Source organism: Rhizobium sp. AAP43 (assembly GCF_001296045.1).
Lineage (GTDB): Bacteria > Pseudomonadota > Alphaproteobacteria > Rhizobiales > Rhizobiaceae > Allorhizobium.
This window is the reverse complement of record NZ_LJHS01000009.1, coordinates 1-24500: the sequence shown is the minus strand read 5'-3', so window position 1 is coordinate 24500 and position 24500 is coordinate 1. Positions and strand designations below refer to the sequence as shown.

Below are 24500 nucleotides of genomic sequence, written 5' to 3'. Positions count from 1 at the left end.
GGTCACTCGCAAAGCGGAATATCGGCACAATCACCGGCGAGCCTGACATCTTCGGCGAGAAAAATGTCAGTCATCCGGTTGATCGAGACGGCGCATTCCGAAGCGTCCGCGTCATAGCGCACGCTGGCGAGAACCGCATCTGGGGATTCGGCTTTGCCGGGTGGCTCGCGCTTGACCGCGTGTCTGATGATGTTCTGGCTGTTTGTGCTTTGCACCACGCTCTGCTGGACAATGCCGATATCGTCGGCATTGGTCAGGCGGCGCGTTGACAGGAGATTGAGGGAATCGCGGCTGCCGTTCTCGTCGTCGGCGAGTTTCAGCCTTTCGCTGCACCATTTGACGAATTCGACCGGGCGTACGGGCACATCCTTCAGCTTCAGCCATGTGCGGCGAGGATCAAGCATCGACACTTGCGGATCGGCCACGCCGCCGGCGACATGGCCGATCGCGACGGGGTCGGCGATAGGGCGGGAGGCCAGCACGATCCGTTGCTTCAGCCGTCCCGGCTGTGCGCTGTAGCTGCCGGGATAGCAGCTCGACATTCTCGCTGCGAGGCCTGCCGTAAAGGCTGCCGCCGCAGAGGTGCCGCCGATCGTTTCTCCGACATGCAGGTCGGAAAGGTAGGTCGGCATGTCGCCACCCCCGGGCGCCATGACGGCGACGAAACGGCGCGCTTCATTGCTGCGATTGGAGCGCTCCCAGAGTTCCGCGGTCGGCCGGTCGCAATCGGTGCAGGCGCCGACGACGAGGAGATTGTCATGGTCGCCGAGATTTTGCGGCGCCATCGGTGTCTCCCAGGTGATTTCCCGGCCCTCGTCCCCGTCGCCCGCCTGGCCGGCGGAGGCTACAAGCAGCATCGGGCTTTGCAGGATTTCCTGCACCAGCCCGCCTTTCAGCCGCACGCCGTCATTGGCCAGGCTATCCGTCCAATTGCTCTCGTTCATGCGCCAGATCTGTTTGGCATTCTTGATTTCGAACTCGCTCGCATTCGGCCCGGGATGGGGGGAATACGGGGCAAACTCGCTGGCGAACAGAAAGACCTGGGGTTCGGTCGGTGCCCTGACCTGCCCGATGAAACGCTTGAGGTCGACATTGGTGACGGCTTTCCGATCCCAGACAAAGGAGGTGATCATGGCGTTGGGCTCGATGCCGCGAAAACCGTAGCCATTGGCATTGGCCGCGACGATGGTGGAAAGAAGCGTGCCATGGTCGACACTGCGGTTGAAGGGTTTGGCCACGCAACGGCGATCCGTCTGCGGCGGTAAGGGCGATGCGGATGCCGCAAAGGCGCCGGCGAGATCAGGGTGGCGGGTAATCGCCTGATCCATGATGACGATCTCGGGACGGACGAGGTTTTCACTTTCGCAGGTGACGGCATTCTTGGTCTCGTAGAGAAAGCCCGCCATGTCGGCAAAATCGCCTTCGGCTGCGGAAGCGTCCTGATCGATACACCAGCGCTTGAAGTGCGCGTGAGCACCGATATTTGTCAGCGAATGAGCGGCCTTTTTGAAACCGCCGCTGCGCTCGACATCGATCGACAGATTGCGGCCGCCGAGCTCATTGGAGAGATACTCCGCTTCCGCCAGGTTATCGGGATTGGCGATCTCAAACTGCCAGGCGATCCGCTTGAAGGTCAGCTGGTCGAGTTGCGGCAGGCTCTGGTCAGTTTTGTTCTGGCTGGACAGGATGTCGGTCGTCTTCTTCTCGATCGTGTTGCGCCAGCCTGGATTGTTCTCCAATTGCTGAAGGCGATCCGCCTCTTGCTGCTGGCCGAGATTGTAGACGCGGTCGATCGTGGTGACGCTGGTTTTCACATCCGGCAATATGACGCCGAGCTTCGGGTTGATGGCAGCAGGATTGATCGCCAGACCGTTCTTCGCATTCAGGTTGCGGATGGCGGCAATCATGTCTTCGGTGCACAATTCTGGCGTGAGATTGAGCTGTCCGTTCAAGATTGTGCAGAGACCGGTCGTCTGGTCCGGCATGTAGGTCCGGGTCGGCAGGATCTTGCTGTCACCTGCGAAGGCCTCAACGACTGCGGCCATGTCGCGGTCGACGGCACCACCGGAGAATTCGACGAAAACATCCGCCGCCCGATCCGCCGCCTCGACGCTTGGAGATAGCGCGACGATGGCCATGACGGCTGCGGCCGACATGAGGTCGATGCGATATGTCATGCTGTCCTCCCGTTCGGTCCGGCGAGGTCGTGGCTCGCCGTCAGAGTGTCTTCAGATATTCCACAAGTTCCATCCGCTCTTCGTCGCTCAGCCGGCCGGTGCCGTAGTCATGGCCGGAATTGTAGTTGCCCGGAATTGGTTCTCCGGTGGCCTCGTCGCGCACGCGGAAGGTGAAAGCGTCTTGTCCGGCAATGACCGTCGAAACGAAGCCGACACGGACTGGATCGAACTCACGTGAGCCGACGGAAAACACTTCCGGACGGGTCGGGCCTGTGGGATCGGCCGGCGGCACGGTGGCGCTCGACACATTCTGCACCTTGGCTGGTAATAGCAGGTCATAAAGCGTCGGTACGGAGCCGTTATGCAAGTAAGGGGCTGTTGCCCAGATGCCGTTCAGAGGACGCGCCTTATAGGCCAGAAGCTCATGCGTGGTGGTCAGGCACTGGCGCGCGTGGTCCTTCTTCATCTCGTCTGTTACGCCCGGCAGATAGTCGACATCGCTTGCCTCGGCACCGACATCGCCGGCAGGCGCTGTCGGGAAGACGTTGGTGAAGGCGCCGCCGGCCAATTCATCAAGTTTGCCGACTACGGCGCCGACCACAGTGTTGACCAGGAGATTGCGGGTGAATTCCACCTCGCCGATCCGCTCGCCCGTGAAGGCGAATGTCTTCTGGCCCGCTTGATTGCCGGACTTTGATTTATGCAGGAAGGTGTTGCAAGCGAGGAAGATATCCGTCTTCTGGACGCCGATGGGGTCCATCTTCTCCTTGACCGGGGAAGCAAGATCGTCCCAGGCGAGCGGTTCATGGCAGGAGGCACATTCGAAGGTGGCGAAATGTTTCTGGCCGCGGGCCGCCTTTTCCCAGTCGATCGGCGGCAGCATGTCTTCCGGCCAGCGCGGAGATTTGAGCCCGGCGAGCAATCGTTCGAGCGCGATCATCTTGTCGAGCCGGACACTGGAATTGTAGCCTCGCCATGCCTTGCCGCGATCCGTCTCGATATGGGCGAAGACGCCGACCACTTCGGATGTGTTGCGCACGAGCGCGCCGACATCCGTCTCCCGCCCGAAGATATTGATTTTCAGGATGTTGTTGGCGATCCCATTCCACTGGATCTTGCCCTGTTGCGACGTGTTCCAGATGAACGGATAGCTCGACGGAGCATCCGCGTGGATTGCGTTCAGTTGATCCGGCTGCCACGTGATAAGCGCGACCTTGTTGAGAATGTGTCCCTGCGCATCCAGGCGCCCGCGACCATAGCGCACAGCGGCGCGGTTCTTGTCTTCCAGCTTCTGCTGCCAGGCGATCTGTTCCAAAAGCTGCATCTCAAGCGTTGCCCGGCTCTCAACCGTCAGCTCGTTTTTCAACACGGCGCGGGCGAAACGGTCGAAGCGGGACCGGTCGGATATGGTGAGCTTGAGGGCGGCGAGCAGTGTTTCCTCAAGAGCCTGGAAATCGGCCAGCGTTGCTGCACCCTCGACGCGAAAGCGCTTGCCCTCATGGGTGATCTCGTTGGTGTGGCAAGCCGAACAGTTCATGCCGATCCACGGTTTGCGCATGGTCATCGCATCGCAGGTGGCCGGGAAGGTGTCGCACATCAGGTCGGCAGCGCGGCTCTTGTCGTGATCGACCGCAAAGCCGACTGGCAGGCCGAGCGGATTGTCGACCGAGACCGGGTTCGGCAGGTAACCCAGTCGCTCCATATTGGCTTTGGACATGAAGGGTTCGGGCGCTTCGGCCGTCGAGGTCAAGGTCTCCAGCGCCATCATCCAGTCAAGCGGCAGAAGGCGTGAACCCTGGCTTGTCGTGTACCACCAGCTCTTCTGCTGATCGCTCCAACCCTGGTCGAGCGCAAGGATACCTGCCGGAAGATGGCCTGGAGGTCCATCTTCCGCCACGGCGCGGGGCACCATGCCTGTCGTCAGCATGAGACAGAGAGCAGCGGATGCGGTGATGATATGAAAGGGCAGCCGTATCATGCGCATGCAATCCTCCCCGGCGGGCCAACGATCCTACATTAGTGAAGCTTCAAGGGGGCAGCAATGTCCTTGATTGCATTCCAGCGATCCGTAGACCGAAAATTGCAAACGGCGCATCACCCGTTCTGGTGAGAACGTTCCAGAATGAAACTGGAGCTGATATTGGTTGCAAGCCGGATCAGTTGGGTGCGGTTGGCGGACCTTGTCTTCACGAGGATCGACTTGACCTGCGAATTGACGGTCTCCACCGATTTCGCCCGCCGTTCCGAGATCTGCAAATTGGTGAGCCCTTCCGCCATCATTTCCAGCACCGAGGCTTCGGCTTGGGTGAGCTGGAACATCGAGGCCAGCAGGTCTCCGTTGATCTCGTAGAAACTGCCGGTATCCATGCTGTAGACGATGTGACCATTCAGGCTGGGTTCGCCAAACTCGTTGGCGCTGGTGAGCGGGGCGACCTCGACACAGAGCGTATGGGGTTTGTCATCGACAAGGGAGACGATCGCTTCCTTGCGCGGACGGGCACCGAAGCGACCGTGATTGCTGAGGTCGCCGCGAAGCTCGGCAAGTGCACCGCTCGAGCCCGGCGCATTCATCACCAGCCGACCGGCCGGATCCTTGCGGAACACGGGGTAGCTCTCGAGCTGGCGGCGGAATTCATGGTTGGAATGCACGATCCTTCCGGTCGCATCGAGAATGCACACGCCGATCACCAGCATATCGATGCAATCCGCCACGGATCGGAACTGGTCTGCCAATTGCTTGGTCGGACGGCTGATGTTGAGCGCCTTGGCGATGTGCGGCATCAGGAGGGCAGCCCGCTCGAAATGTGCCTTCGACAGCGGACCAGCGCTGGCCGAAAACTGCAGGGCGAACCGGTCCTGGTTGACCTGATCCTTGTTGAGAAGTGCGCCCGCCCGGTAGCGGATACCGTATTCGAGCATGGTTCTGACATTGGCCCTCGCAAGCAATTCTTCTTCCGTATTGGCGAGGGCGTCGTCCGTTATCAGTTGGATCTGGTCGGTGGGACGCGAGAGACGGGCAAAGACGTCCTGATCAATCAGTTCCTGCGCATTGTGTGCGGCGAGATATCCATCAACCAGATCCTGATTATAGACACTGCTGAAGAAGGGCGCATGGATACGCCGCTCTTTGCCCAATCCTTGCAGCTCGAAGACAAACGCCCCTCTGGCGCCAATATAGCGCGCGATCCGGTCGAGAACTTTTGGCCAGCCGGATGGGTCGACCGTCGTGTCGTAGATCGCGAGGATCAGATCGTTCAGTTCGATCGCCTGCGTCACCGCGCCACCTCTGTCCTGCCACCCCGGCGAGCAGGTTATCCAACGCGGAAGAAATTGAGAAGCCCTCACCATATCTGGTGATGTGGCGCTGTTGCTGCCTGTCTAGGTTTCCCTCCGTCAGGCCATGAGGGTCCTGTCGCGGATGTCCGGAACAGGGGGCTTGGCTCCTCCGAGCGCCCCAACCCGGATGAGAACAGGGAGAAAGAGCATGAGCATCAATGGCACAAATGAAGGCCTCCCGGAATTCACCGGACGCCTTCTCGTTACCGGGCGCCCGCATCAGGGCAAGGACACGATCAAATCACTCAACAAGACGGCGGGTCTTTCGATCGCCAGTTCGCGCGATTTCGCCGATCAGGCGGTAACGGCAGAAGCGCTTGCGGAAGGCGACGGCATCTATTTCGACGAGATCGGTGTTACAGTTGTCACGCCGAAGGATGATGATCAGGTCGGACGGCTCTCTTCGATCGAGGCATTTTCCGCCGATGACGCAGATGCTCCGACCATCGAGCCAGAGCGCTATGTCTATGCGATGAACGAGCATTTCGGCGACTATCTGCGAGGCTTCCGGGATGCCGTCAATCAGGTCTCCAATAGCTATCTCGGCGATGGCGACATGGCGGAGGATCCCAACCAGGAAGAGATCGACGTGCTGGCCAATGGCAGCACCTGGGGTCTGCAGAAGACCCGTGTGGTCGTTGGCTTTCCGCTTGGGCAGAGCTGGACCGGTGCCGGCATCAAGGTTGCCGTGCTCGATACCGGCATGGACCTTGGCCATCCCGATTTTGCCGGGCGTGGCATCATCAGCCAGTCATTCGTGCCGAATGAAGCGGTTCAGGACTTTCACAGCCACGGTACGCATTGCATTGGCACGGCCTGCGGGCCGAAGGAACCGAGCGATGCCAATCAGCCGCGCTACGGCGTCGCGCATCAGGCGCAGATCTTCGCCGGCAAGGTGCTGAGCAATGCCGGCAGCGGTGCCGATGGCTGGATCCTTGGCGGCATCAACTGGGCGATTGCCAATCACTGCCAGGTCGTCAGCATGTCGCTTGGTGCCCGCACCACCGTGGATGGTTACTCTCAGGCCTATGAGGCGGCTGCCCAGGCAGGCCTTGCGGCTGGCACATTGATCATTGCGGCTGCCGGCAACGATAGCAGCCTGCCGGTCAGCCACCCGGCGAACTGCCCGTCGATCATGGCGGTCGGGGCTGTCGATCAGAACCTGCTGAAAGCCGGCTTCTCCAACATCACCTTCTTCCCGCCGCATGGGAAAGTGGATATCGTTGGGCCCGGCGTCGGAACCTTCTCCTCCGTTCCGGTGTCTCACGGCAAGTATGGCAGCAAGTCGGGCACCAGCATGGCAACGCCGCATGTGGCGGGCATTGCGGCCCTCCATGCCCAATCCAACCCCGCTTATCGGGGGGCTGCACTCTGGCAGAGACTGGTGGCTACGGCATTGGCGCTGCCGAATCAGCCGTCCAACCATGTCGGTGCCGGCCTTGCACAGGCGCCTTATCGCCGGTTGCAGCTGATGCCCATTCCCTTGCCGCGGCCATTCCCGCCGATCAAGATCCCGCCGATCCTGCGGCCCGTCATGCCGAAGCCGCCCCTTCCGATCCAAGGTGTCGCGGCCAGCGCCGGTGGGCGTAGCCGCAAGATGTAAGCCCCGCGGCATGCCGATTCTCCGGTCCGGCATGCCTCTTCCCCCGGGCAGGAAGCGTCGTCCTTCGGGGCGACGCTTTTGCCGTGAAAGGAGTGATTTCCATGTCAGACGAACCCCTATCAGCAGCGCGACGCTATCTCGTCGTTGTCGAGCCGGCGGCCAGTGTCGAGGCAGTCTGCGCCGAACTTTCGGCGAAAGGCTTCTCAATTGCCTCGCGGCTCGACGCCATCAGAACGCTGGTCGTCGAGGGGGGGCCGGCCGCTGCCGGAGCCGCGTCCCATGTCTCTGGCGTCCGCAGCATAGAGCCTGAAGGTTGGGTCCGCACGCAGGATTGATGCAGCATGGGCTGGGGCGCCCTGTCGAGAATGCCATGGCTACAGTTCGGTGGCCGACCATTCCTCATCTGCCTTCGCAAGAAGCGGTGTGGCGAAAACGCCCAGTGTCCGGTCCGGCCAGTGGCTGCCGGCTTGCGACAGATGATCGACCCAGCGGCGCGATTGCAGCATGGCGGCGCCGATCGCAACCGGCTCGATGCCGATCGTTGCCATCAGCGACAGGCCGGCAAGGATCGAGGTTCCGCTGGATATGACGTCGTCGATCAGGGCGACGCGCCGGTTCTCCAAAACCGGCAGCATGCGGGGATCGACATAAAGCCGTTTCACCTGATCCGGCGTGGTGATCGAAGACATCGGCACGGAGAGTTCGGCCTGATACCAGAACTTCTTCGAAGTCCCGAGAGGCACATAGCGAGCATGGCCGAGGGACCGGGCAACGGCGCTGGCGAGCGTCAGGCCGAGCGTTGGCAGGCCGACGATCACCTCCGGCTTGTAGGGTTCGAGCTTTCGCGCCAGTTCGCCGGCCAGCGCTTCCTGCACGGCAAAGCTTGCCTGGTTGATGATCAGGGATGCAAGCGCATGACGACCATCGGACAGGGGGCGGATCGGCAGTCGCAATTGGCGGCCGTCGGATAATCTGGCCGGATAGAAGTCCGTGTGGAGCGCTGCATTCTCGAAAGTGCCCGCAGGGTGAAGGTCCTGCCAGAAATCATGGGGCTGCAAGGGGCTTCCTTCCTCGGTCATTGCGCTTGTCGTGAAGCTTGGGCATGGGATGGCAGTTGATTTTGCCCTATACCGACAATCGTCAAAAGGAAAACCATGTCCACTTTGATCGGCATCGGTATCCCTGTTATCCCCGCCTGAGACCTATTCAAGGATTTATCCGCCGATGCGACTGCCCGATCTTCTTGCCGCCGACCTTGCCTTCCTCACCGGTTTGCGGCGCGATCTGCATGCCCATCCGGAACTGGGGTTCGAAGAGGAGCGGACCAGCGGCATCGTGGCCGACTTGCTCGAAGAGGCTGGAATTCTGGTGACGCGCGGTCTTGCCGGAACGGGTGTCGTTGGAACGCTTACGGTGGGCAATGGAACGCGGAGCATCGGACTTCGGGCCGATATGGATGCGCTTCCCATGACAGAACAGCCGGGCCGCGCCTATCGGTCGAAGACGGATGGCAAGATGCATGCCTGCGGCCATGACGGGCATACAACATTGCTTCTCGGGGCAGCACGGTATCTGGCGAAGACCCGCCAGTTCTCGGGAACTGTTCACTTCATCTTCCAGCCGGCGGAGGAGGGGCGTGGGGGCGCGAGGCGCATGGTCGAGGAGGGGCTGTTTGAGCGCTTTCCTTGCGATGCCGTCTTTGGTCTTCACAACATGCCGGGGCTCGACCCGGACGAAATGGCGGTCGTTTTGGGGCCGCAATTGGCATCCTCCGACAGCTGGCGTGTTACCTTCCGTGGCACCGGCACGCATGGCGCAAAGCCTCACCTTGGCAAGGATCCGATCACGGCGGCGGCGACATTCCTAGCCTCGCTGCAGACCATCGTCGGCCGGGTGATCGATCCCCTGCAGCCGGCCGTGGTCAGTGCCTGTTCTGTGCAGGCGGGCAATCCCCTCGCGCTCAATGTCATCCCTGATACGGTCGAGATTGGTGGAACGGCGAGGGCCTACACGCCTGAAGTCCGTGATCAGCTGGAGACAGAAATCGGCCGGCTCGCGGCGGGTGCCGCCGCCATGTATGGGATTGCCGCCGATTATGGTTTCGAGCGGCGCATTCCGCCCGTGGTCAATGATGCGGATGCGACGGCGCGGGCACTGAAGGCTGCCGAAACCGTTCTGGGCAAGAAGGTGCGCACCGGGTTTGCGCCATCGACAGCCGGAGACGATTTCGCCTTCTTTGCCGGCGAAGCGCCGGGTTGTTATGTCTGGCTCGGGAATGGCCCAGCCGTCGACGGCGCGCTGCATCACAATACGGCTTATGATTTCAACGATGCAGCCATCGGCCCTGGCGTTGCCTTCTGGACAACACTGGTGGAGCAGGAGCTCGCCGCCGCGACCACCGCCGGATAGGGCGGACGCGGCGAGGCGAACGCCTTATGCCGATCTCTGTGTTTTCAGGATCGGTGTCTCAAGCAGCATGCCGGTCACAACATCGGCAATGCCGCGGTCGGTCTGATGGGGGCCGATATTGCAGGCGAGGGTCGCACCGAAACAGGCCTTGAAGACCAGATACGGCGGTTCCCAGTCGACGATCTCGTCCATGACGGCGCGGATGCGGGAGAAGTCTTTTGCCACTTCGGACAATGGTGCTTCGGATACCAGCCCCGAAAGCGGAAGCGGCAAAAGCGCGTCGACCTTGCCAGTGGAGGCGACGGCCATGCCGCCGCCGGCTGCAATCACGGCATTGGCTGCAGCCGCCATGTCGGCCGGATCGCTGCCGAAAACCGTCAGGTTGTGGCTGTCATGGGAAACGGTGGTGGCGAAGGCGCCGCGCCAGTTCCCCCAGACGCGCAGGAAACCGACGCGGGGCCGGCTGTCGGCGCGTCCATGTCTGTGTGCCACTGCAATCAGTGTCGCACCCTCAGGCGGGACGACGAAGCCATCCCGGACGTCTGCTTGCGCTTCGCCCCAACGGGTAAAGCGAGGCTGGTCGATGGTTGCGACCGTCACCGTGTCCTCTCTGGAGGGGATGCGGAAGTCTTCTGCCGTCAGAGGCTCGATCTTCATGGAACCGGTAAGGGCTGATGTGTCGGCCGCCGCAATATCGCAACGCATCCGCCCGCCTTCGGCCACGGCCACGCCGTTGGCGAAGACAATGCGTGCCCGGAGATCCGCAAGGTCGTCGAACACGACAATGTCTGCCCGCCGGCCGGCTGCGATCAGGCCGAGATCGGCCCGGCCCAGCCGCTGGGCGGCATTCAGCGTTGCGGCCCTCAGCGCCCATTCGGGCTTCAACCCGTAGCGGACCAGCCGCCGGACCACATCATCCAGGCCGCCGCCATGGAGGAGATCGTCCGGGAAGACATCGTCGGTGCAGAGCGTCACCGTCTGAGGCAGGTGGCCGAGGCGGTTGAGCTCAACGACGAAGTCCGGCAGCAGGTGATCATGCGAGCCGCGCAATTCGATGGTCAGGCCGGCGCGCAGTTTGGAGAGAAGGTCTTCGCCCGAGACGAGTTCGTGGTCGGAGCTGATGCCCGCTGCCATGAACGCGGCCAGATCCCCATCCTTCAGGCCCCGCGCATGGCCGCAGATCGGTTTGCCTGAGGTCAAACCTGCCTGGACGATGGCGCTCATGCGTGGATCGCGCTCGATCACGCCGCGCATGTTCATGACCTCGGCCACGCCGCCGATCTCTGGCCAGGACAGGAGCTCCGCCATGACCGTCGCATCGAAGTCTGCGCCGTTCAGCTCCAATCCCGGTGCGGAGGGCACGCAGGAGGGCGCGAGCAGTCTCACGCGAAGCGGCAGCGTGCTGGCGGCATCGGCGGCAAATCGGACACCATCGACGCCGTGAACATTGCCGAACTCATGCGGGTCCCAGACGATCGTTGTGACACCCCTTGGCAGCACGGCTTTGGCATAGGTGGCTGGCGTCACCATCGAGCTTTCGACATGCATATGGGTGTCGATCAGACCGGGGGAGACAAAGCCACCTGCTGCATCGATGATGGTTTCGGCATCCCGCCTTGTGCCGCTTGCGTGGACGCTGGCAATCAAGGGGCCGACGAGGCCGATATCGGCCTCCCGCAATTCACCGGTCACGACATCGACCAGCGTTCCGTTGACGATCAGGTGGTCGAAGGGGGCATCGCCGCGTGCTGCCGCAACGGCACGGCGGCGGAGATCATCATCGTTCAGGTCTTCGGGTTCGGGCATCGGTTGCATGGTCATTTGCCGGCCTCCCATGCCAGGGCATCAAGGATAACGGCGCGGACCGCCGGCGCATCGCAATCGGCGGCGAAAGCTGCATTGAATGTGCCGTGGCTGTTGCGGGTTTCCACCACCGTGCGGCCGCGCGTCAGGCTGCCTGCAAGTTCCATGTCGATGCGTGCTGGCTGAAACGTGACGAGGTCGGGTCGGACGAAGGCGACGGCGGCTGAGGGGTCATAGAGTGCCATGCTCGGTCTGCCGCGGCTGACCGCGATATCGACATATCCCGCCAGCATGTCGGCGAGGAGGGCGGCATTGCGTCCGCCCGCCAGGCGGATCGGTGTGATGTCTGACGGCGCGGCCATGATCTTGCGGCAGAAATCGAGGTCAACCATGCGCAGGGGCAGGCCATGGGCAAGAACGATTGCCACAGCTTCCGGGTCGGCCAGTGCATTAAACTCGGCGGATGCGGTGTGATTGCCACGAGACAGGCCACCGCCCATCCAGGTGAGATCGTCGATGCAGGCAGCAAGATCGGGTCTTGCGAGCGCAAGTGCGGCGATGTTGGTCAGCGGTCCAAGCGCCAGGATCCGGCGTGGGGACGGGGTTTGCTCGAGCCAGAGGCAGAGCGCAGAAAACGCCTCTCCGGATGCGCGGTCATGGGATGCCGGCAGCGTCATTCCGGATGTCGGGATGCCGGTCTCGCCGAGAATGGCCTCTGCCGTTTCAAGCGTGCCGAGAACCGGACGGCTGCGGCCCGCATGCATGGGACAAGTCCAGCCGAACGCTTGCGCGGCGCCGGCAGCATTGCGCCGCACTTGCTTTAGGTTGGTGTTGCCGAAGACGAGCGAGATGCCGTCGATCTCAAGGCCGGCATGCATGGCGACCAGAATGGCCGCAATGTCATCAAAGCCCATGTCGGTGTCGATCCACACGCCCATGGATCAGCCGAACCGTTCGAGTTTTGCGGCTGCTGCGATCGGCAGGTCGAAGACGATTTCGGTGCCGAGGGGATGAGCCGGCGCTGCTGCGTCGACCTCCGCCTTGATCGTGCCGAGGCTCGAATCCAGCACATATTCGCGGGTGCCGCCGGCGAAGGATACGCCGCGCACCTTGCCCTGCAGCGGCCCCGTTCCGAGGGTGACCGTGCGTGGCCTCCAGGCGAGGCCTGCCACTTCAGGCAATGCGCCTGCCAGTGCGACTTCTCCCTCACTGGTCACGAGTTTACCGTCGCGGACGGCAAAGACGTTCTCGAAGCCAACGAAATCGGCGACGAAGCTCGATACCGGACGATTGTAGATGTCTTCCGGTGTGCCGATTTGCTCGATCGCGCCATTTTTCATGACGACGATCCGGTCGGCCAGCGCCAGCGCCTCGACCTGGTCATGGGTGACGAAGATCATCGTCACGCCGCTTTCCTTCTGCACTCGCTGCAGTTCCGTGCGCATTTCGAGGCGCAGCCGCGCGTCGAGATTGGAGAGTGGTTCGTCGAGCAGCAGGACCTTGGGCTCCATCACCATGGAGCGGGCAAGGGCGACGCGCTGCTGCTGGCCACCGGATAGTTCCGGTGTCTTGCGGTCGGCAAAGGCCGAAAGGCCCACGGACTTCAGCCCGGCCGTGACTTTGGCTTCAAGTTCGGTGCCCGACATGCCCTTGAGCCGCAGGCCAAAGGCGACGTTCTCGAACACCGTCAGATGCGGGAAAAGCGCATAGGACTGAAAGACCAGGCCGACGGCGCGCTTATTGGCGGCGACATGGGTAATGTCGGCGCCATCGAGTCTGATCTGGCCGCCAACCGGCGTCATGAGGCCTGCGATCGAGCGCATGGTTGTGGTCTTGCCGCAACCGGAAGGGCCGAGCAGCGCCAGAAGTTCGCCCTTGCGGATGTCGAGATCGAGATCCTTGACGGCGATCGTCTTGCCATAGGCGAGGGAGAGCTTGTCGAGTTTAAGGAATGCGGTGTCAGACATAGCGGGAGAACCCCAGGAAACGTTCGGCAAGGAAAACAATGCCAATGGACAAAAATGCCAGCAGCGATGACAGGGCGGCGATCGATGGATCGAAGACGATTTCCATGTAGCCGAGCATGTCGATCGGCAAGGTGCGCACACCGGGACCGGACAGGAAGAGCGAAACCGGAACCTGGTTGAAGCTGGTGACGAAGCCGAGGATGAAGGCGGAGAGGATGCCGCCGCGAATATTTGGCAGCACGACGCGGAAGAAAGCGCCGAGGCGAGACGATCCGAGAAGGACTGCCGCTTCCTCGATATCCGCACGCAGATTGTTGAGGCTGGCCGAGACGACGCGCACCGCATAGGGCAGGACAAGGGCCGTGTGGGCGAGGAAGAGCGCAAGCGTGATCGAGAGGCCAACCGGCATGACGAAATAGCGCAAGAGCGCGAGGCCAACAATGATGCCCGGTACGATGATCGGTGCCGAAACCACGGTGCTGACGGTCTCGGAGAAGGGCAGCTTGTAGCGCGACATGGCATAAGAGGCCGGGATGCCAAGAAGCAGAGCTGTAAATGTGCCGCCAATCGCGAGGAACATCGACATGACGAAGCTTTCGCGAAAACTCTCCACTGTGAAGATCTTGTAGATCCACTTCAGCGAAAATCCCTGCGGTGGGAAGGCCAGCGTATCGCCGGCAGAGAAGGAGGCGGCGACGATGATCAGGAAGGGGCCAATCAGAAAGATCAGCACCAGAAGCAACGTTAGCGGGGCAAACAGTCTTGAGGTCATCGCTTGTTCCTTGCCGTTGCAAGCCGCTTCAGGAGGATGTTGGCCGCAAAACTCATGACGATCAGGATGAAGGCAATGACGCTGGCCGAGACAAAGTTGTTGGCGACCGTCACCTGCTGGTAGAGCAGGGTTTCCAGCATCAGCACCTTGGAACCGCCGAGAATGGCGGGCGTGATATAGGCGGTCATCGAGCCGGTGAAGACCAGCGTTCCGCCGACGACCAGGCCTTCGCGGGTTAAGGGAAGCACCACTTTCCAGAAGACTTCGAACCAGTTGGCACCCAGAACCCGGGCGGCGGGAATCACGTCCTTCGGCAGGTTTTCGAGCGCGCTGATCAGGGAGATCACCATCAGCGGCAGGAACAGTTGCAGCAGGCCGATGAAAACGGCCGTCTCGCTGAACAGGATGCGGATGGGTTCGTCCGTCAGACCGACCGCCATCAGCGCCTGGTTAATGATGCCGGTGCGACCAAGAATAACAATCCAGGCATAAGTGCGCGCGACCGGCGAGATCATCAGCGGCAAAACGACAAGCCCGACCATCCGACCCTTCGCGCCGGGCGGCAGGCTGATGATTGCAAAGGCCGTGGCATAGCCGATCACGGCTGCCACGGCGGTGACAATCGCTCCGAGCTTCAGGGTGCGCAGGAAGACCGTCCGGTTCAGCGGTTCCGAGAAGAATTGCGTGTAGGCCGAGAGGCTCCAGCTGTCAGCGGAGCGGAAACCTTCCGACAGCAGCAGGACGACCGGCACCAGGAAGACAAGGCCGGCAAACAGGGCGGCCGGCAAGGCGAGTGCCAAGGCTTCGGCGCGGTTCTGGAACATGTCTGCAGTCTCCAGCGGTTGGACAGAAAGTGTCGGAATGCGGCCGGGACTTGTGGTCCGCAAGCCGCATTCCTTCGCCTTGGGAGGCATTCGTCAAAAAGGTGTTCCGGCCAGTTTCCTGATGGGGAGGGGCCCAGGAGACCGGCCGGCAATGCGCGCGTTTGTGGATCGGTTACTGGCCGACCTTGGCATTCCACTCGGAGAGCCAGCCGTCGCGCTGGTCGAGGGCAACGGCAGAGGGGATCAGCTTCAAATTGGCGGCGATATCCTCACCATAGGTCAGGTTGCCGGCAATCTCGTCGGAGACCTTGACCTCCTTGTTGGCCGGGCTGTCGACCAGCTTTTCGGCGAGCTTGGTCTGCGTCTCGGTGGAGAGCCAGAAATCCATGAACTCAAGTGCCAGATCCTGGTTTTTCGAGCCCTTGGTCAGGACCATGACATTCATGCCGCCGGTCTGGCCTTCCTTCGGGGTTGCCCAGCCGAGCGGCAGGTCAAGCTTGGTGAAGGGGGCCCAGGAGAAGCGGCCGATCGGTGCGGCCCAGATTTCTTCCTGCTGCATCAGCTGCACGAGCTGCGAAGACTTGACGTAGAAGGTGACGATCTCGTTCTTGTTCTTGCCGACCTCCTCGATGGCCGCCTTCAGGTCAGGCGTGTCCTTGCCGAGCGCCTGGCCGAGCATGTAGAGCGACGGCGGGCCCTGATTGGTGGTGATGTTCGGGAAAGCGACATGGCCGACATTTTCCGGCTTCAGCAGGTCTGCCCAGGATTCGATCTTCATCTTGTCGGTACGGTAGACGATGGAGGTGGCATAGAAGGTGTAGCCGACGCTCATGCCGTCGCCATTCGGATCCTTGGCGATGTCGTAGAGCTTGTCGAAATTGGTAAGCTTGGTGGTGTCGACCTTCTCGATCAAGCCGCTGCGCGCGGCCGACAAGGCGTCCGCCATCGACACAACCGCCATATCGACAACCGGGCTTGCCTTGTTGGCTTCGATCTTGGCCAGACGCTCGACGCTGTTGCCGGTTTCGACCACCAGCTTGCAGCCGCATTTGGCTTCAAACGGATCGTAGACGATTTCCTTGAAGGCGTCCTGCGCCAAGGCATAGACGGAAATGGTGAGCGTCCGGTCCTGTGCTTGGGCAGCACTCGCGGTCAGCGTCAGTGCGGCGACGGATGAAAGCAAAATCTTGTTCACGTGTGTTCTCCTGCTGGCGGGTTTCTTCTTGTCGGGGGTGTCGATGGCGCCGGACCTGAGGTCTGCCGGACCACCAATTGCATGGGCACGCTCTTGCGGTCGCTTTCGGCAACCCGGTCCCTGATGTCTTGTGTCTCGCCGGTCGCGGTTGCGTCGATGACGCTGACCAGGGCGGAGATGGCGATCTCGGCAATTTCCGCCATATTCATCCGCACGGTCGTCAGGCTCGGAGTTACGACGGACGACCAGACGAGATCGTCGAAGCCGGTGACGCTGACGTCTTCCGGCACCGAGACGCCTGCACGGTGGAGTTCTGTCAGTGCCCGCAATGCATGAAGATCGGAGACGGCGACAAAGGCTGTAAAACCTTCGTCACGCTTTTGCCGGAGACCGAGAAGACTGCCTTTGCCATGCACCTGCTCATGGGTTTCGATCCACAGAACCTCTGCGTGAGCGCCTTTCGGCAGCCGGGATTTCATGCCCCCGATGCGATCGTTCTGCACGTTCGAGGCGGGATTGTTGCCGATCAGCAAAACCTTGCGGTGTCCGAGCGCTGCAAGATGCTCCGCAACGATCTGGCCCCCCTGCCAATGGTCGGCAGAGACCGTGTTGCCCGGTGTCGAGGGGCTGTCGATGACGGCGACGGGGCATCCGACATCGGCGATGCGCGTGCCGCGCCTCGGCACGATGACAATGCCATCGACATCTCGTTCGATCAGCCGGTTGATGGCATCGGTCTGCATCGCGACATCGCCACGGGAATCGGCGATCAGCACGCCATAGCCCGCCTTGCTGGCGGAGTATTCGATCGCCTGTGCGATCTGCGGGAAGAGGGGATTGGCAATGTCAGGAAGGACGAGGCCGAGCACGCCTGTACGCCCGGTCCGCAGCGCGCGCCCAGCAAGGCTCGGCGTATAGCCGATCTCGGCTGCCGTTGCCCTGATCTTCTCGGCAAGCTCGGCCGAGACGCGCCCCTTGCCCGAAAGTGCATTCGAAACGGTCGCCGACGACACGCCGAGCAGGGCGGCGATATGGCTGAGCTTCGATCCGGTGCGCGGCGGGTTCATGGGAGCCGGGGAGTTTGATTAAACGATTAATCAGAGAGCTATAGGAGTTTTGCAGCGGAGTCGAGCGGCAATTGTGCTGCCAAGAGATTTGCCGGGGAGATTCCCTGTTGGTGATGGCGGGGGGTGCCTTGGAGCGCTGCCGGATCTGTGCCCGATCTTTCGGATCCTGTCCCAAGATTCGGAATTTGGCGTCACATGAAGATGTGATAAGTGTCTGTTTTTAAGAGAAAATGGTGGGCCCGGAGGGACTCGAACCCCCAACCAAGCGGTTATGAGCCGCCGGCTCTAACCATTGAGCTACAGGCCCAGCGCGGCTCGTCGCCGTCGGGCGGGCAATGGTTGGCCCCGCACCGTGGCACAGCGTCTAACGCAATTCCGGGGGGGCGACAAGTCTCTGCCGTATTGGCTTCACAATCTGAGGTCATCTAGGATGTGGAAGGGTATCGTGCCGAGGTTACCATTGAAGGATCCGGCACATGAGGGAAAAGGAAAATCCAATCATGATCCACTATCCACGCGCTTTGATCCTTGCCGGCCTGTTTTCAAGCGTCGTGCTGCTCGGCCCGTTTTCCTTGCCGGCACGGGCTGAAGACATGCAGCGCCGCGAGGCAACGATCATGGTTTCCGGCGAGGGCGAGGCGTTGATCGCGCCAGATATGGCATTGATTTCACTGAGCGTCGTCCGGGATGCGTCGACCGCTGCCGAGGCGCTGGCTGCCAACAGCAAGGCCATGGCCGAGGTGCTGGCCGATCTCAAGACGCAGGGCATTGACGACAAGGACATGCAGACCACGGATTTCTCGATCCAGCCGCAGTATCGCCAGCAGCCGACCGATGGCAGCGGCGGTTATGTGGCGCCTGAAATCGTCGGCTACAGTGTATCGAACGGTCTGACTGTGCGGGTGCGGGATCTCGGCGCACTGGGTGGTCTGATCGACCGTGCCGTGAAACTCGGCGTCAATCAGGGCGGCAATATCACCTTCACCAATGACGACAGTGATGCTGCGGTCGAGGAGGCTCGCAAGCAGGCCGTCGCAAAGGCGGCCGCCAAGGCGAAGACGCTGACTGACGCTGCCGGCGTGAAGCTTGGTCGCGTGATCGAGATCTCCGAGGCTTTTGCCCGGCCGATGCCGGAAATGATGGCCGCGCCGATGGCAAAAATGGCGGCCGCCGATGCCGTTCCGATCGCGTCTGGCGAAAACCGGTATACGGTGACCGTCAACATGACCTATTCGATCGAGCAGTAGGCTTCTGTTGTTTTCCAGATAAAGAAGGGTCGGCGCTGATACGCCGACCCTTCTTTCGTTTCAAGGCTCTGATCTCAGAGGTTGAGCGGGTGCTCCGCGATCATCCTGGTCAGGCTGCCCTCTGCCGGGAAGAGCGGGATGAGGCAGGCCTGGAGGGCGTGGTAGATGTCGCCCTTGCCGGGGAAGAGGCTGTTCGAAGGCTTGTCGTCTTCGGTCAGTTCCTCGAACCAGCCGCCGTGTTCCCGGTCGAGAGTGTTGTTGGCGATGTAGTTCCAGATCTTGCGGTAGCTTTCCTCGTGGAAATCGCTTTCCTGATGCTGATTGAGGAAATGGGCAGCGGCGGCGCCTTCGCAGAGCGGCCACCAGAGTTTCGAGCGCTTGTCGGGGGCGTTTGCCCAGTCAAGCGTGTAGAAGAAGCCGCCCTTGTCCTTGTCCCAGCCGAGCACCATCGACTGGAAGAAGAGGCCGCGCGCGGCTTCCGGCATCCAGTCGTGGCTCTTGCCGCCAAGCACCCAGAGCTGCAGGATGAGGCGGGCCCATTCCAGCCAGTGGCCGGGCGTGGTGCCGGCGGGGCGGAACATTTCGTTCGGATGGTAATAATTCCGGTCGACCACCCAGTTCTCATCGAAATGCTCGGCAACACGGAAGGCTTCTTCGCGGGCGCGGCGGTTGATGATGAGGTCGGCGATCCGTTCGGCCTTAGTCAGATAATGTCGCTCGCCGGTGGCCTCGAAAGCGGCCATCAGGCTTTCGGTCAGGTGCATGTTGGAGTTCTGGCCGCGATAGCCGGGGACCGGCTGCCAGTCACATGAGAATTCCTCGGCGATCGCGCCGTGGCTCTCTTCCCAGAACTTTTGCTCGATCACTTCCGTGATGTCGGCGAGCATGGCGTCTGCCAGCGGATGGCCGGCGCATTTGGCCGAGGAGGCGGCGAGCAGAACGAAGGCGTGTCCGTAACCCTGCTTCGTGTCGTCGGCAGGGCCGGTGTCATCAGCCTGCCAGAAATAGCCGCCATGGGTCTGGTCACGGTGGCGTTCCCAGAGATAGCGCATGCCGTGATCAACGATATCGCCAGAGCCGGGGCGACCGAGCAGATGGCCGATGGCATAACAATGCACCATGCGGGCGCTGGCATGAATGCCGCGGGCGGGGTTGTCGGGGTTGAGCGGCTTGCCGTCGCGCGACAGATCGTAGAAGCCACCCTTCGGATTGAGCGCGGGGCCTTGGAAGAAATCGAATAGGCCGTCGGCCTGGGCCAGCAGCCAGCGGCGGTGATAGGGGCGCGCGCTCCACGGCGCGTCCTGCGTGCCAGATACCTGACTTTCCGACATGTATTCCTCCCAAATGATATCCTCGCCGGTTGTATAGCGGAACCGCAGGCCCGCATCTACCGCTTGGCTATGGACATTCACACACGGATCGCATGTTGACATAAAGATATCTTTATGTGACTGGAGCCTGTCGCTGATGAAGCAAAGGAGTTCGCATATGCTCGATCAATTGTTCGGCCGTGAAGGCGCAAACCGGGATGGAGCGGAAATCCTCAAAGCACTCCAGCAGGCGGCGCGCGAACGCATCCTGATCCTCGACGGCGCCATGGGCACGGAGATCCAGGGTCTTGGCCTGACCGAAGAGGATTTTCGCGGCGAGCGTTTCCTCGGCTGTGCCTGCCACCAGCAGGGCAATAACGATCTGCTGATCCTGACCCAGCCTGATGCCATCGAAGACATCCATTTCCGTTATGCGATGGCGGGTGCCGATATCCTCGAAACCAATACCTTCTCCTCGACCCGCATTGCCCAGGCCGATTACGAGATGGAAGGGGCGGTCTATGACCTGAATCGTCACGGCGCGGAACTCGTGCGCCGGGCGGCCTGGCGGGCCGAGCGCGAGGATGGCAAGCGCCGTTTCGTCGCCGGTGCCATTGGACCGACGAACCGGACCGCCTCCATCTCGCCTGACGTCAACAATCCGGGCTACCGCGCCGTCTCCTTCGACGATCTGCGCCTTGCCTATGGCGAGCAGATCGACGGCTTGATCGATGGCGGCGCTGACATCATCCTGATCGAGACGATCTTCGATACGCTGAATGCCAAGGCGGCGATCTTTGCCTGCGAGGAGCGGTTTCTCGCCAAGGGCATTCGCCTGCCGGTGATGATCTCGGGCACGATTACCGATCTTTCCGGCCGCACGTTGTCGGGCCAGACGCCGACGGCCTTCTGGAATTCCGTGCGCCATGCCAAGCCCTTCGCGGTGGGCCTCAACTGCGCGCTGGGGGCAGATGCCATGCGGCCGCATCTACAAGAATTGTCCGGTGTCGCCGATACCTTCATCTCGGCCTATCCGAATGCCGGCCTGCCGAACGAATTCGGCCGCTACGACCAGAGCCCGGAAGAAATGGCCGAACTCGTTGCAGGTTTTGCCGAAGAGGGGATCGTCAATGTGGTTGGCGGCTGCTGTGGCTCGACGCCTGCGCATATCGCCGCCATTGCCGAGGCCGTGAAGGGCAGGGCGCCGCGCCAGCCTGTCGAGCATCGGCCCTTCATGTCGCTGTCGGGGCTTGAGCCGTTTGAACTGACCAAGGACATTCCCTTCGTCAATGTTGGCGAGCGGACGAACGTGACTGGCTCGGCCAAGTTCCGCAAGCTGATTACGGCGGGCGACTACACGGCAGCACTCGCCGTTGCCCGCGACCAGGTGGAGAGCGGTGCCCAAATCATCGACATCAACATGGACGAGGGCCTGATTGATTCCGAGAAGGCCATGGTCGAATTCCTGAACCTGATTGCCGCCGAGCCTGACATCGCCAAGGTGCCGGTCATGATCGACTCGTCGAAGTTCCCGATCATCGAGGCTGGCCTCAAATGCGTGCAGGGCAAGGCGGTGGTGAACTCGATCTCGCTGAAGGAAGGCGAGGAGAATTTCGTCGCTCAGGGCAAGCTCATCCGCAATTACGGTGCCGCCGTCGTCGTCATGGCCTTCGATGAGAAGGGGCAGGCGGATACCTATGAGCGCAAGGTCGAGATCTGCCGCCGCGCCTACAAGATCCTGACGGAAGAGGCGGGTTTTGCGCCCGAGGACATCATCTTCGACCCGAACATCTTTGCGGTCGCGACCGGGATCGAGGAACACGACAATTACGGTGTCGACTTCATCGAGGCGACGCGGACGATCCGGCAGGAAATGCCGCTGGTGCATGTCTCGGGCGGGGTCTCGAACCTCTCCTTCTCCTTCCGCGGCAATGAGCCGGTGCGCGAGGCCATGCATGCGGTCTTCCTCTACCATGCCATTCAGGCGGGTATGGATATGGGCATCGTCAATGCGGGACAGTTGGCGGTCTATGAGAGCATCGATCCGGAGCTGCGCGAGGCCTGCGAAGACGTGGTGCTGAACCGCCGCAAGGACGGAACGGAACGCTTGCTGGAGATCGCCGAACGTTATCGCGGCACGGGTGAGGCGAAGACCCGCACCCAGGACATGAGCTGGCGCGAATGGCCCGTCGAAAAGCGGCTGGAGCATGCGCTGGTCAATGGGATCACCGAATTCATCGATGTTGATACGGAAGAGGCGCGCAAACAGGCCGAGCGTCCGCTGCATGTCATCGAGGGGCCGCTGATGGCGGGCATGAATGTCGTTGGCGACCTCTTCGGCGCCGGCAAAATGTTCCTGCCGCAGGTGGTCAAATCGGCGCGTGTGATGAAGCAGGCTGTAGCCGTGCTGCTCCCCTATATGGAAGAGGAAAAGCGGTTGAACGGCGGCACCGGCGAGCGTCAGGCGGCGGGCAAGGTGCTGATGGCGACCGTCAAGGGCGATGTGCATGATATCGGCAAGAACATCGTCGGCGTGGTTCTCGCCTGCAACAATTATGAAATCATCGATCTCGGCGTCATGGTGCCGGCCACCAAGATCCTGGAAGTGGCGAAAGCGGAGAATGTCGATGTCATCGGCCTGTCCGGGCTGATCACGCCGTCGCTCGACGAGATGGTGCATGTGGCAGCCGAAATGCAGCGGCAGGGCTTCAACATTCCACTCCTGATCGGCGGCGCGACGACAAGCCGGGTGCACACCGCTGTGAAGATCCATCCGCAATACAGGGCGGGGCAGGCGGTTTATGTCACCGATGCCAGCCGCGCCGTCGGCGTCGTCTCGGCGCTGCTCGCGGAGGACGGCAACGAGACCTATGTCGACGGCATCAAGGGCGAATATGCCAAGGTGGCAGAGGCTCATGCGCGGGCGGAAGCCGAAAAGCAGCGGCAGCCGCTGGCGTCGGCCCGGGAGAATGCCGTCAAAGTCGACTGGAGCGCCTACAAGCCGACGAAGCCGAGCTTTACCGGCACCAAGGTGTTCGAGACCTATGACCTTGCCGAGCTCGCCCGCTATATCGACTGGACACCCTTCTTCCAGACCTGGGAACTGAAGGGGCGTTTCCCGGCGATCCTGGAAGACGAGAAGCAGGGCGAGGCGGCCCGGCAGCTATTTGCCGATGCGCAGGCCATGCTCGCAAAGATCATCGCGGAAAACTGGTTCCGGCCGCGTGCGGTTATCGGCTTCTGGCCGGCCAATGCCGTGGGCGACGATATCCGGCTGTTCACGGACGACAGCCGCCGGGAAGAACTCGCAACCTTCTTCACGCTGCGCCAGCAGATCGCCAAGCGCGAGGGAAGGGCCAATGTGGCGCTCAGCGATTTCGTAGCACCGTTGGAGACCGGCGTTCCGGATTACATCGGCGGCTTCGTGGTGACGGCCGGCATCGAGGAAGTGGCGATTGCCGAGCGCTTTGAGCGGGCCAATGACGATTATTCGTCGATCCTGGTCAAGGCTTTGGCGGACCGATTCGCTGAGGCTTTTGCCGAGCGCATGCATGAACGCGTGCGCCGCGAATTCTGGGGCTATGCGCCGGACGAGGTCTTCACGCCAGAGGAGCTGATCTCGGAGACCTATGGCGGCATCCGTCCGGCGCCGGGCTATCCGGCCCAGCCCGACCATACGGAAAAAGTGACGCTGTTCTCGCTGCTTGACGCGACCAAGGCGACCGGTGTGACGCTGACGGAGAGCTATGCCATGTGGCCGGGCTCGTCTGTGTCAGGTCTCTATATCGGCCATCCCGACAGTTACTATTTCGGCGTCGCCAAGGTCGAGCGCGATCAGGTCGAGGACTATGCGGCCCGCAAGGGCATGGATGTCCGCGAGGTCGAGCGCTGGCTGGGGCCGGTATTGAATTATGTGCCGAAAGCGGTGGCGGCGGAGTAGCTCGCTGGCAGGCGGATGAGGGGCTGCCGCTAGGGTAGCGAACGGCGCCGAGCGGCGAATGCTAGCCTCATCCGATGCGCGAACGCGCTCACAAACCGATTCCAAATTCGGCAATAAGGCATTGAGGCAGATTCCTAATTGCCTTTACGCCTCAAGCCTCAGCAGGATCGCTGTCGTGTCGTCGCTCTGTTTGTAACGCGGGTATTTCAGTCCGTCCGGGTCGACTTCGCGCTCCAGATGCCGGAGTTCGTGAACGAGCGTGGCGAGGCCAGCCGTCGCGGCGCGTTGGACCAGCGTGGCTGCATCGTAGCGCTTGTAGAGAGCCACAAGATCGGCCAGCCCATCAGAGCAAAGGATGGCGGTTGCGCCCCCGCCATGGAGGGGCACGTCGACCATGGCGAGGTGATCGGCAGCTTCGGGCACCACGCCGAAGGTCCAGGTGGTGCCGTCGGGCGTGTTCTGACGGGCGCGGCCGCGGCGCAGATCTTCGAGGGTCGTGGGATCACTGGTTGCGATGTTGGCCGCGCCAATGCCGCCCACGCGCGCGATGTGTTGCGCCGCCTGATGCTGCTCCCATTCATAGGCGCCGGGGATCGGGATGATGAAGTCGGCGCGTCCGTCGTCATGCAGGATATACATGCAGCTGTCGCCAAGGCCGAAGTAGCGGAAGCCGGTTTGCGTGGCCTGCAGCGCCGTTAAGCTGCTGAGCGGCCAGGCATAACGCGGCTGGTCGCCGGCGACCGCGAGGAAGGCGTCGCGGGCTTCCTCCGAGATCTTTCGCAGAACCGCCTTCGGCTCGGCGTCTCGGTCGAGCCGCTCGGCGAGCCGTGTTGCGGCGAACTCAGCGATC

Annotated in this window: 18 protein-coding genes and 1 tRNA gene; 5 read left to right on the top strand and 14 right to left on the bottom strand. The window is 61.7% G+C overall.

Annotated elements, in window-relative coordinates:
- Window positions 1-2 precede the first annotated feature (2 nt).
- The 3 genes from IP76_RS07680 to IP76_RS07670 all read right to left on the bottom strand — a co-directional run bounded on the left by IP76_RS07680 (window position 3) and on the right by IP76_RS07670 (window position 5453).
- Window positions 3-2177: a S8/S53 family peptidase gene (locus tag IP76_RS07680; protein WP_054157628.1), complete on the bottom strand. Its 2175-nt coding sequence runs from the start codon at window positions 2175-2177 to the stop codon at window positions 3-5.
- A 40-nt stretch (window positions 2178-2217) separates the two neighbouring features.
- Window positions 2218-4161, bottom strand: coding sequence for a di-heme-cytochrome C peroxidase (locus IP76_RS07675; protein ID WP_054157627.1), 1944 nt, complete (start codon window positions 4159-4161; stop codon window positions 2218-2220).
- A gap of 110 nt (window positions 4162-4271) precedes the next feature.
- On the bottom strand, window positions 4272-5453 hold the full coding sequence (locus tag IP76_RS07670) for a helix-turn-helix transcriptional regulator (RefSeq protein WP_054157626.1): 1182 nt from the start codon (window positions 5451-5453) through the stop codon (window positions 4272-4274).
- Window positions 5454-5661: 208 nt separating this feature from the next.
- On the opposite strand from IP76_RS07670, the gene IP76_RS07665 reads away from it, so the two are divergent.
- Together IP76_RS07665 and IP76_RS07660 are read left to right on the top strand one after the other, a co-directional pair.
- Window positions 5662-7116: a S8 family serine peptidase gene (locus tag IP76_RS07665; RefSeq protein ID WP_082352452.1), complete on the top strand. Its 1455-nt coding sequence runs from the start codon at window positions 5662-5664 to the stop codon at window positions 7114-7116.
- A gap of 101 nt (window positions 7117-7217) precedes the next feature.
- Window positions 7218-7451 (top strand): hypothetical protein, encoded by a 234-nt coding sequence (locus tag IP76_RS07660; protein WP_054157625.1) that lies wholly within the window; start codon window positions 7218-7220, stop codon window positions 7449-7451.
- 39 nt (window positions 7452-7490) lie between these two features.
- Here IP76_RS07660 and IP76_RS07655 read toward each other — a convergent pair whose 3' ends face one another.
- A complete protein-coding gene (locus IP76_RS07655) occupies window positions 7491-8195 on the bottom strand; it encodes a phosphoribosyltransferase (RefSeq protein WP_054157624.1) in 705 nt (234 codons plus the stop codon).
- Between the two features lie 145 nt (window positions 8196-8340).
- On the opposite strand from IP76_RS07655, the gene IP76_RS07650 reads away from it, so the two are divergent.
- Complete coding sequence (locus IP76_RS07650) at window positions 8341-9525, top strand: M20 aminoacylase family protein (RefSeq protein ID WP_054157623.1); 1185 nt, start codon at window positions 8341-8343, stop codon at window positions 9523-9525.
- 24 nt (window positions 9526-9549) lie between these two features.
- Here the strand turns inward: IP76_RS07650 and IP76_RS07645 are convergent, their stop codons facing one another.
- The 8 genes from IP76_RS07645 to IP76_RS07610 all read right to left on the bottom strand — a co-directional run bounded on the left by IP76_RS07645 (window position 9550) and on the right by IP76_RS07610 (window position 17460).
- Entirely contained in the window at window positions 9550-11340 is a 1791-nt protein-coding gene (locus IP76_RS07645) for an adenine deaminase (RefSeq protein ID WP_054157788.1), read from the bottom strand.
- Between the two features lie 2 nt (window positions 11341-11342).
- Window positions 11343-12266, bottom strand: a complete 924-nt coding sequence (locus tag IP76_RS07640; RefSeq protein ID WP_054157622.1) for a nucleoside hydrolase — start codon at window positions 12264-12266, stop codon at window positions 11343-11345.
- A 3-nt stretch (window positions 12267-12269) separates the two neighbouring features.
- On the bottom strand, window positions 12270-13295 hold the full coding sequence (locus tag IP76_RS07635) for an ABC transporter ATP-binding protein (protein ID WP_054157621.1): 1026 nt from the start codon (window positions 13293-13295) through the stop codon (window positions 12270-12272).
- The gene (locus IP76_RS07630) at window positions 13288-14067 is read right to left on the bottom strand and encodes an ABC transporter permease (protein WP_054157620.1); all 780 of its coding nucleotides are present in this window, start codon (window positions 14065-14067) and stop codon (window positions 13288-13290) included. Before IP76_RS07630 ends, IP76_RS07635 begins: the two co-directional genes overlap by 8 nt.
- On the bottom strand, window positions 14064-14891 hold the full coding sequence (locus tag IP76_RS07625; protein WP_054157787.1) for an ABC transporter permease: 828 nt from the start codon (window positions 14889-14891) through the stop codon (window positions 14064-14066). The genes IP76_RS07630 and IP76_RS07625 overlap by 4 nt, the downstream gene beginning before the upstream one ends.
- A gap of 172 nt (window positions 14892-15063) precedes the next feature.
- Window positions 15064-16086: a polyamine ABC transporter substrate-binding protein gene (locus IP76_RS07620; RefSeq protein ID WP_054157619.1), complete on the bottom strand. Its 1023-nt coding sequence runs from the start codon at window positions 16084-16086 to the stop codon at window positions 15064-15066.
- Complete coding sequence (locus IP76_RS07615; RefSeq protein ID WP_054157618.1) at window positions 16083-17153, bottom strand: LacI family DNA-binding transcriptional regulator; 1071 nt, start codon at window positions 17151-17153, stop codon at window positions 16083-16085. The genes IP76_RS07620 and IP76_RS07615 overlap by 4 nt, the downstream gene beginning before the upstream one ends.
- Window positions 17154-17384: 231 nt before the next feature.
- A tRNA-Ile gene (locus IP76_RS07610) sits at window positions 17385-17460 on the bottom strand.
- A 193-nt stretch (window positions 17461-17653) separates the two neighbouring features.
- Here IP76_RS07610 and IP76_RS07605 point away from each other — a divergent pair.
- Window positions 17654-18400 carry an SIMPL domain-containing protein gene (locus tag IP76_RS07605; RefSeq protein WP_054157786.1) on the top strand — a complete coding sequence of 249 codons (747 nt, stop codon included), beginning with the start codon at window positions 17654-17656 and terminating at the stop codon, window positions 18398-18400.
- A gap of 74 nt (window positions 18401-18474) precedes the next feature.
- On the opposite strand, the gene IP76_RS07600 is transcribed toward IP76_RS07605, so the two are convergent.
- Window positions 18475-19731, bottom strand: coding sequence for an AGE family epimerase/isomerase (locus tag IP76_RS07600; RefSeq protein ID WP_054157617.1), 1257 nt, complete (start codon window positions 19729-19731; stop codon window positions 18475-18477).
- Between the two features lie 157 nt (window positions 19732-19888).
- On the opposite strand from IP76_RS07600, the gene metH reads away from it, so the two are divergent.
- Window positions 19889-23650 carry a methionine synthase gene (gene metH, locus IP76_RS07595; protein WP_054157616.1) on the top strand — a complete coding sequence of 1254 codons (3762 nt, stop codon included), beginning with the start codon at window positions 19889-19891 and terminating at the stop codon, window positions 23648-23650.
- Between the two features lie 144 nt (window positions 23651-23794).
- On the opposite strand, the gene IP76_RS23275 is transcribed toward metH, so the two are convergent.
- Window positions 23795-24500, bottom strand: a 706-nt coding sequence (locus IP76_RS23275; RefSeq protein WP_054157615.1) for a hypothetical protein, incomplete at its 5' end; no start/stop codon positions are given.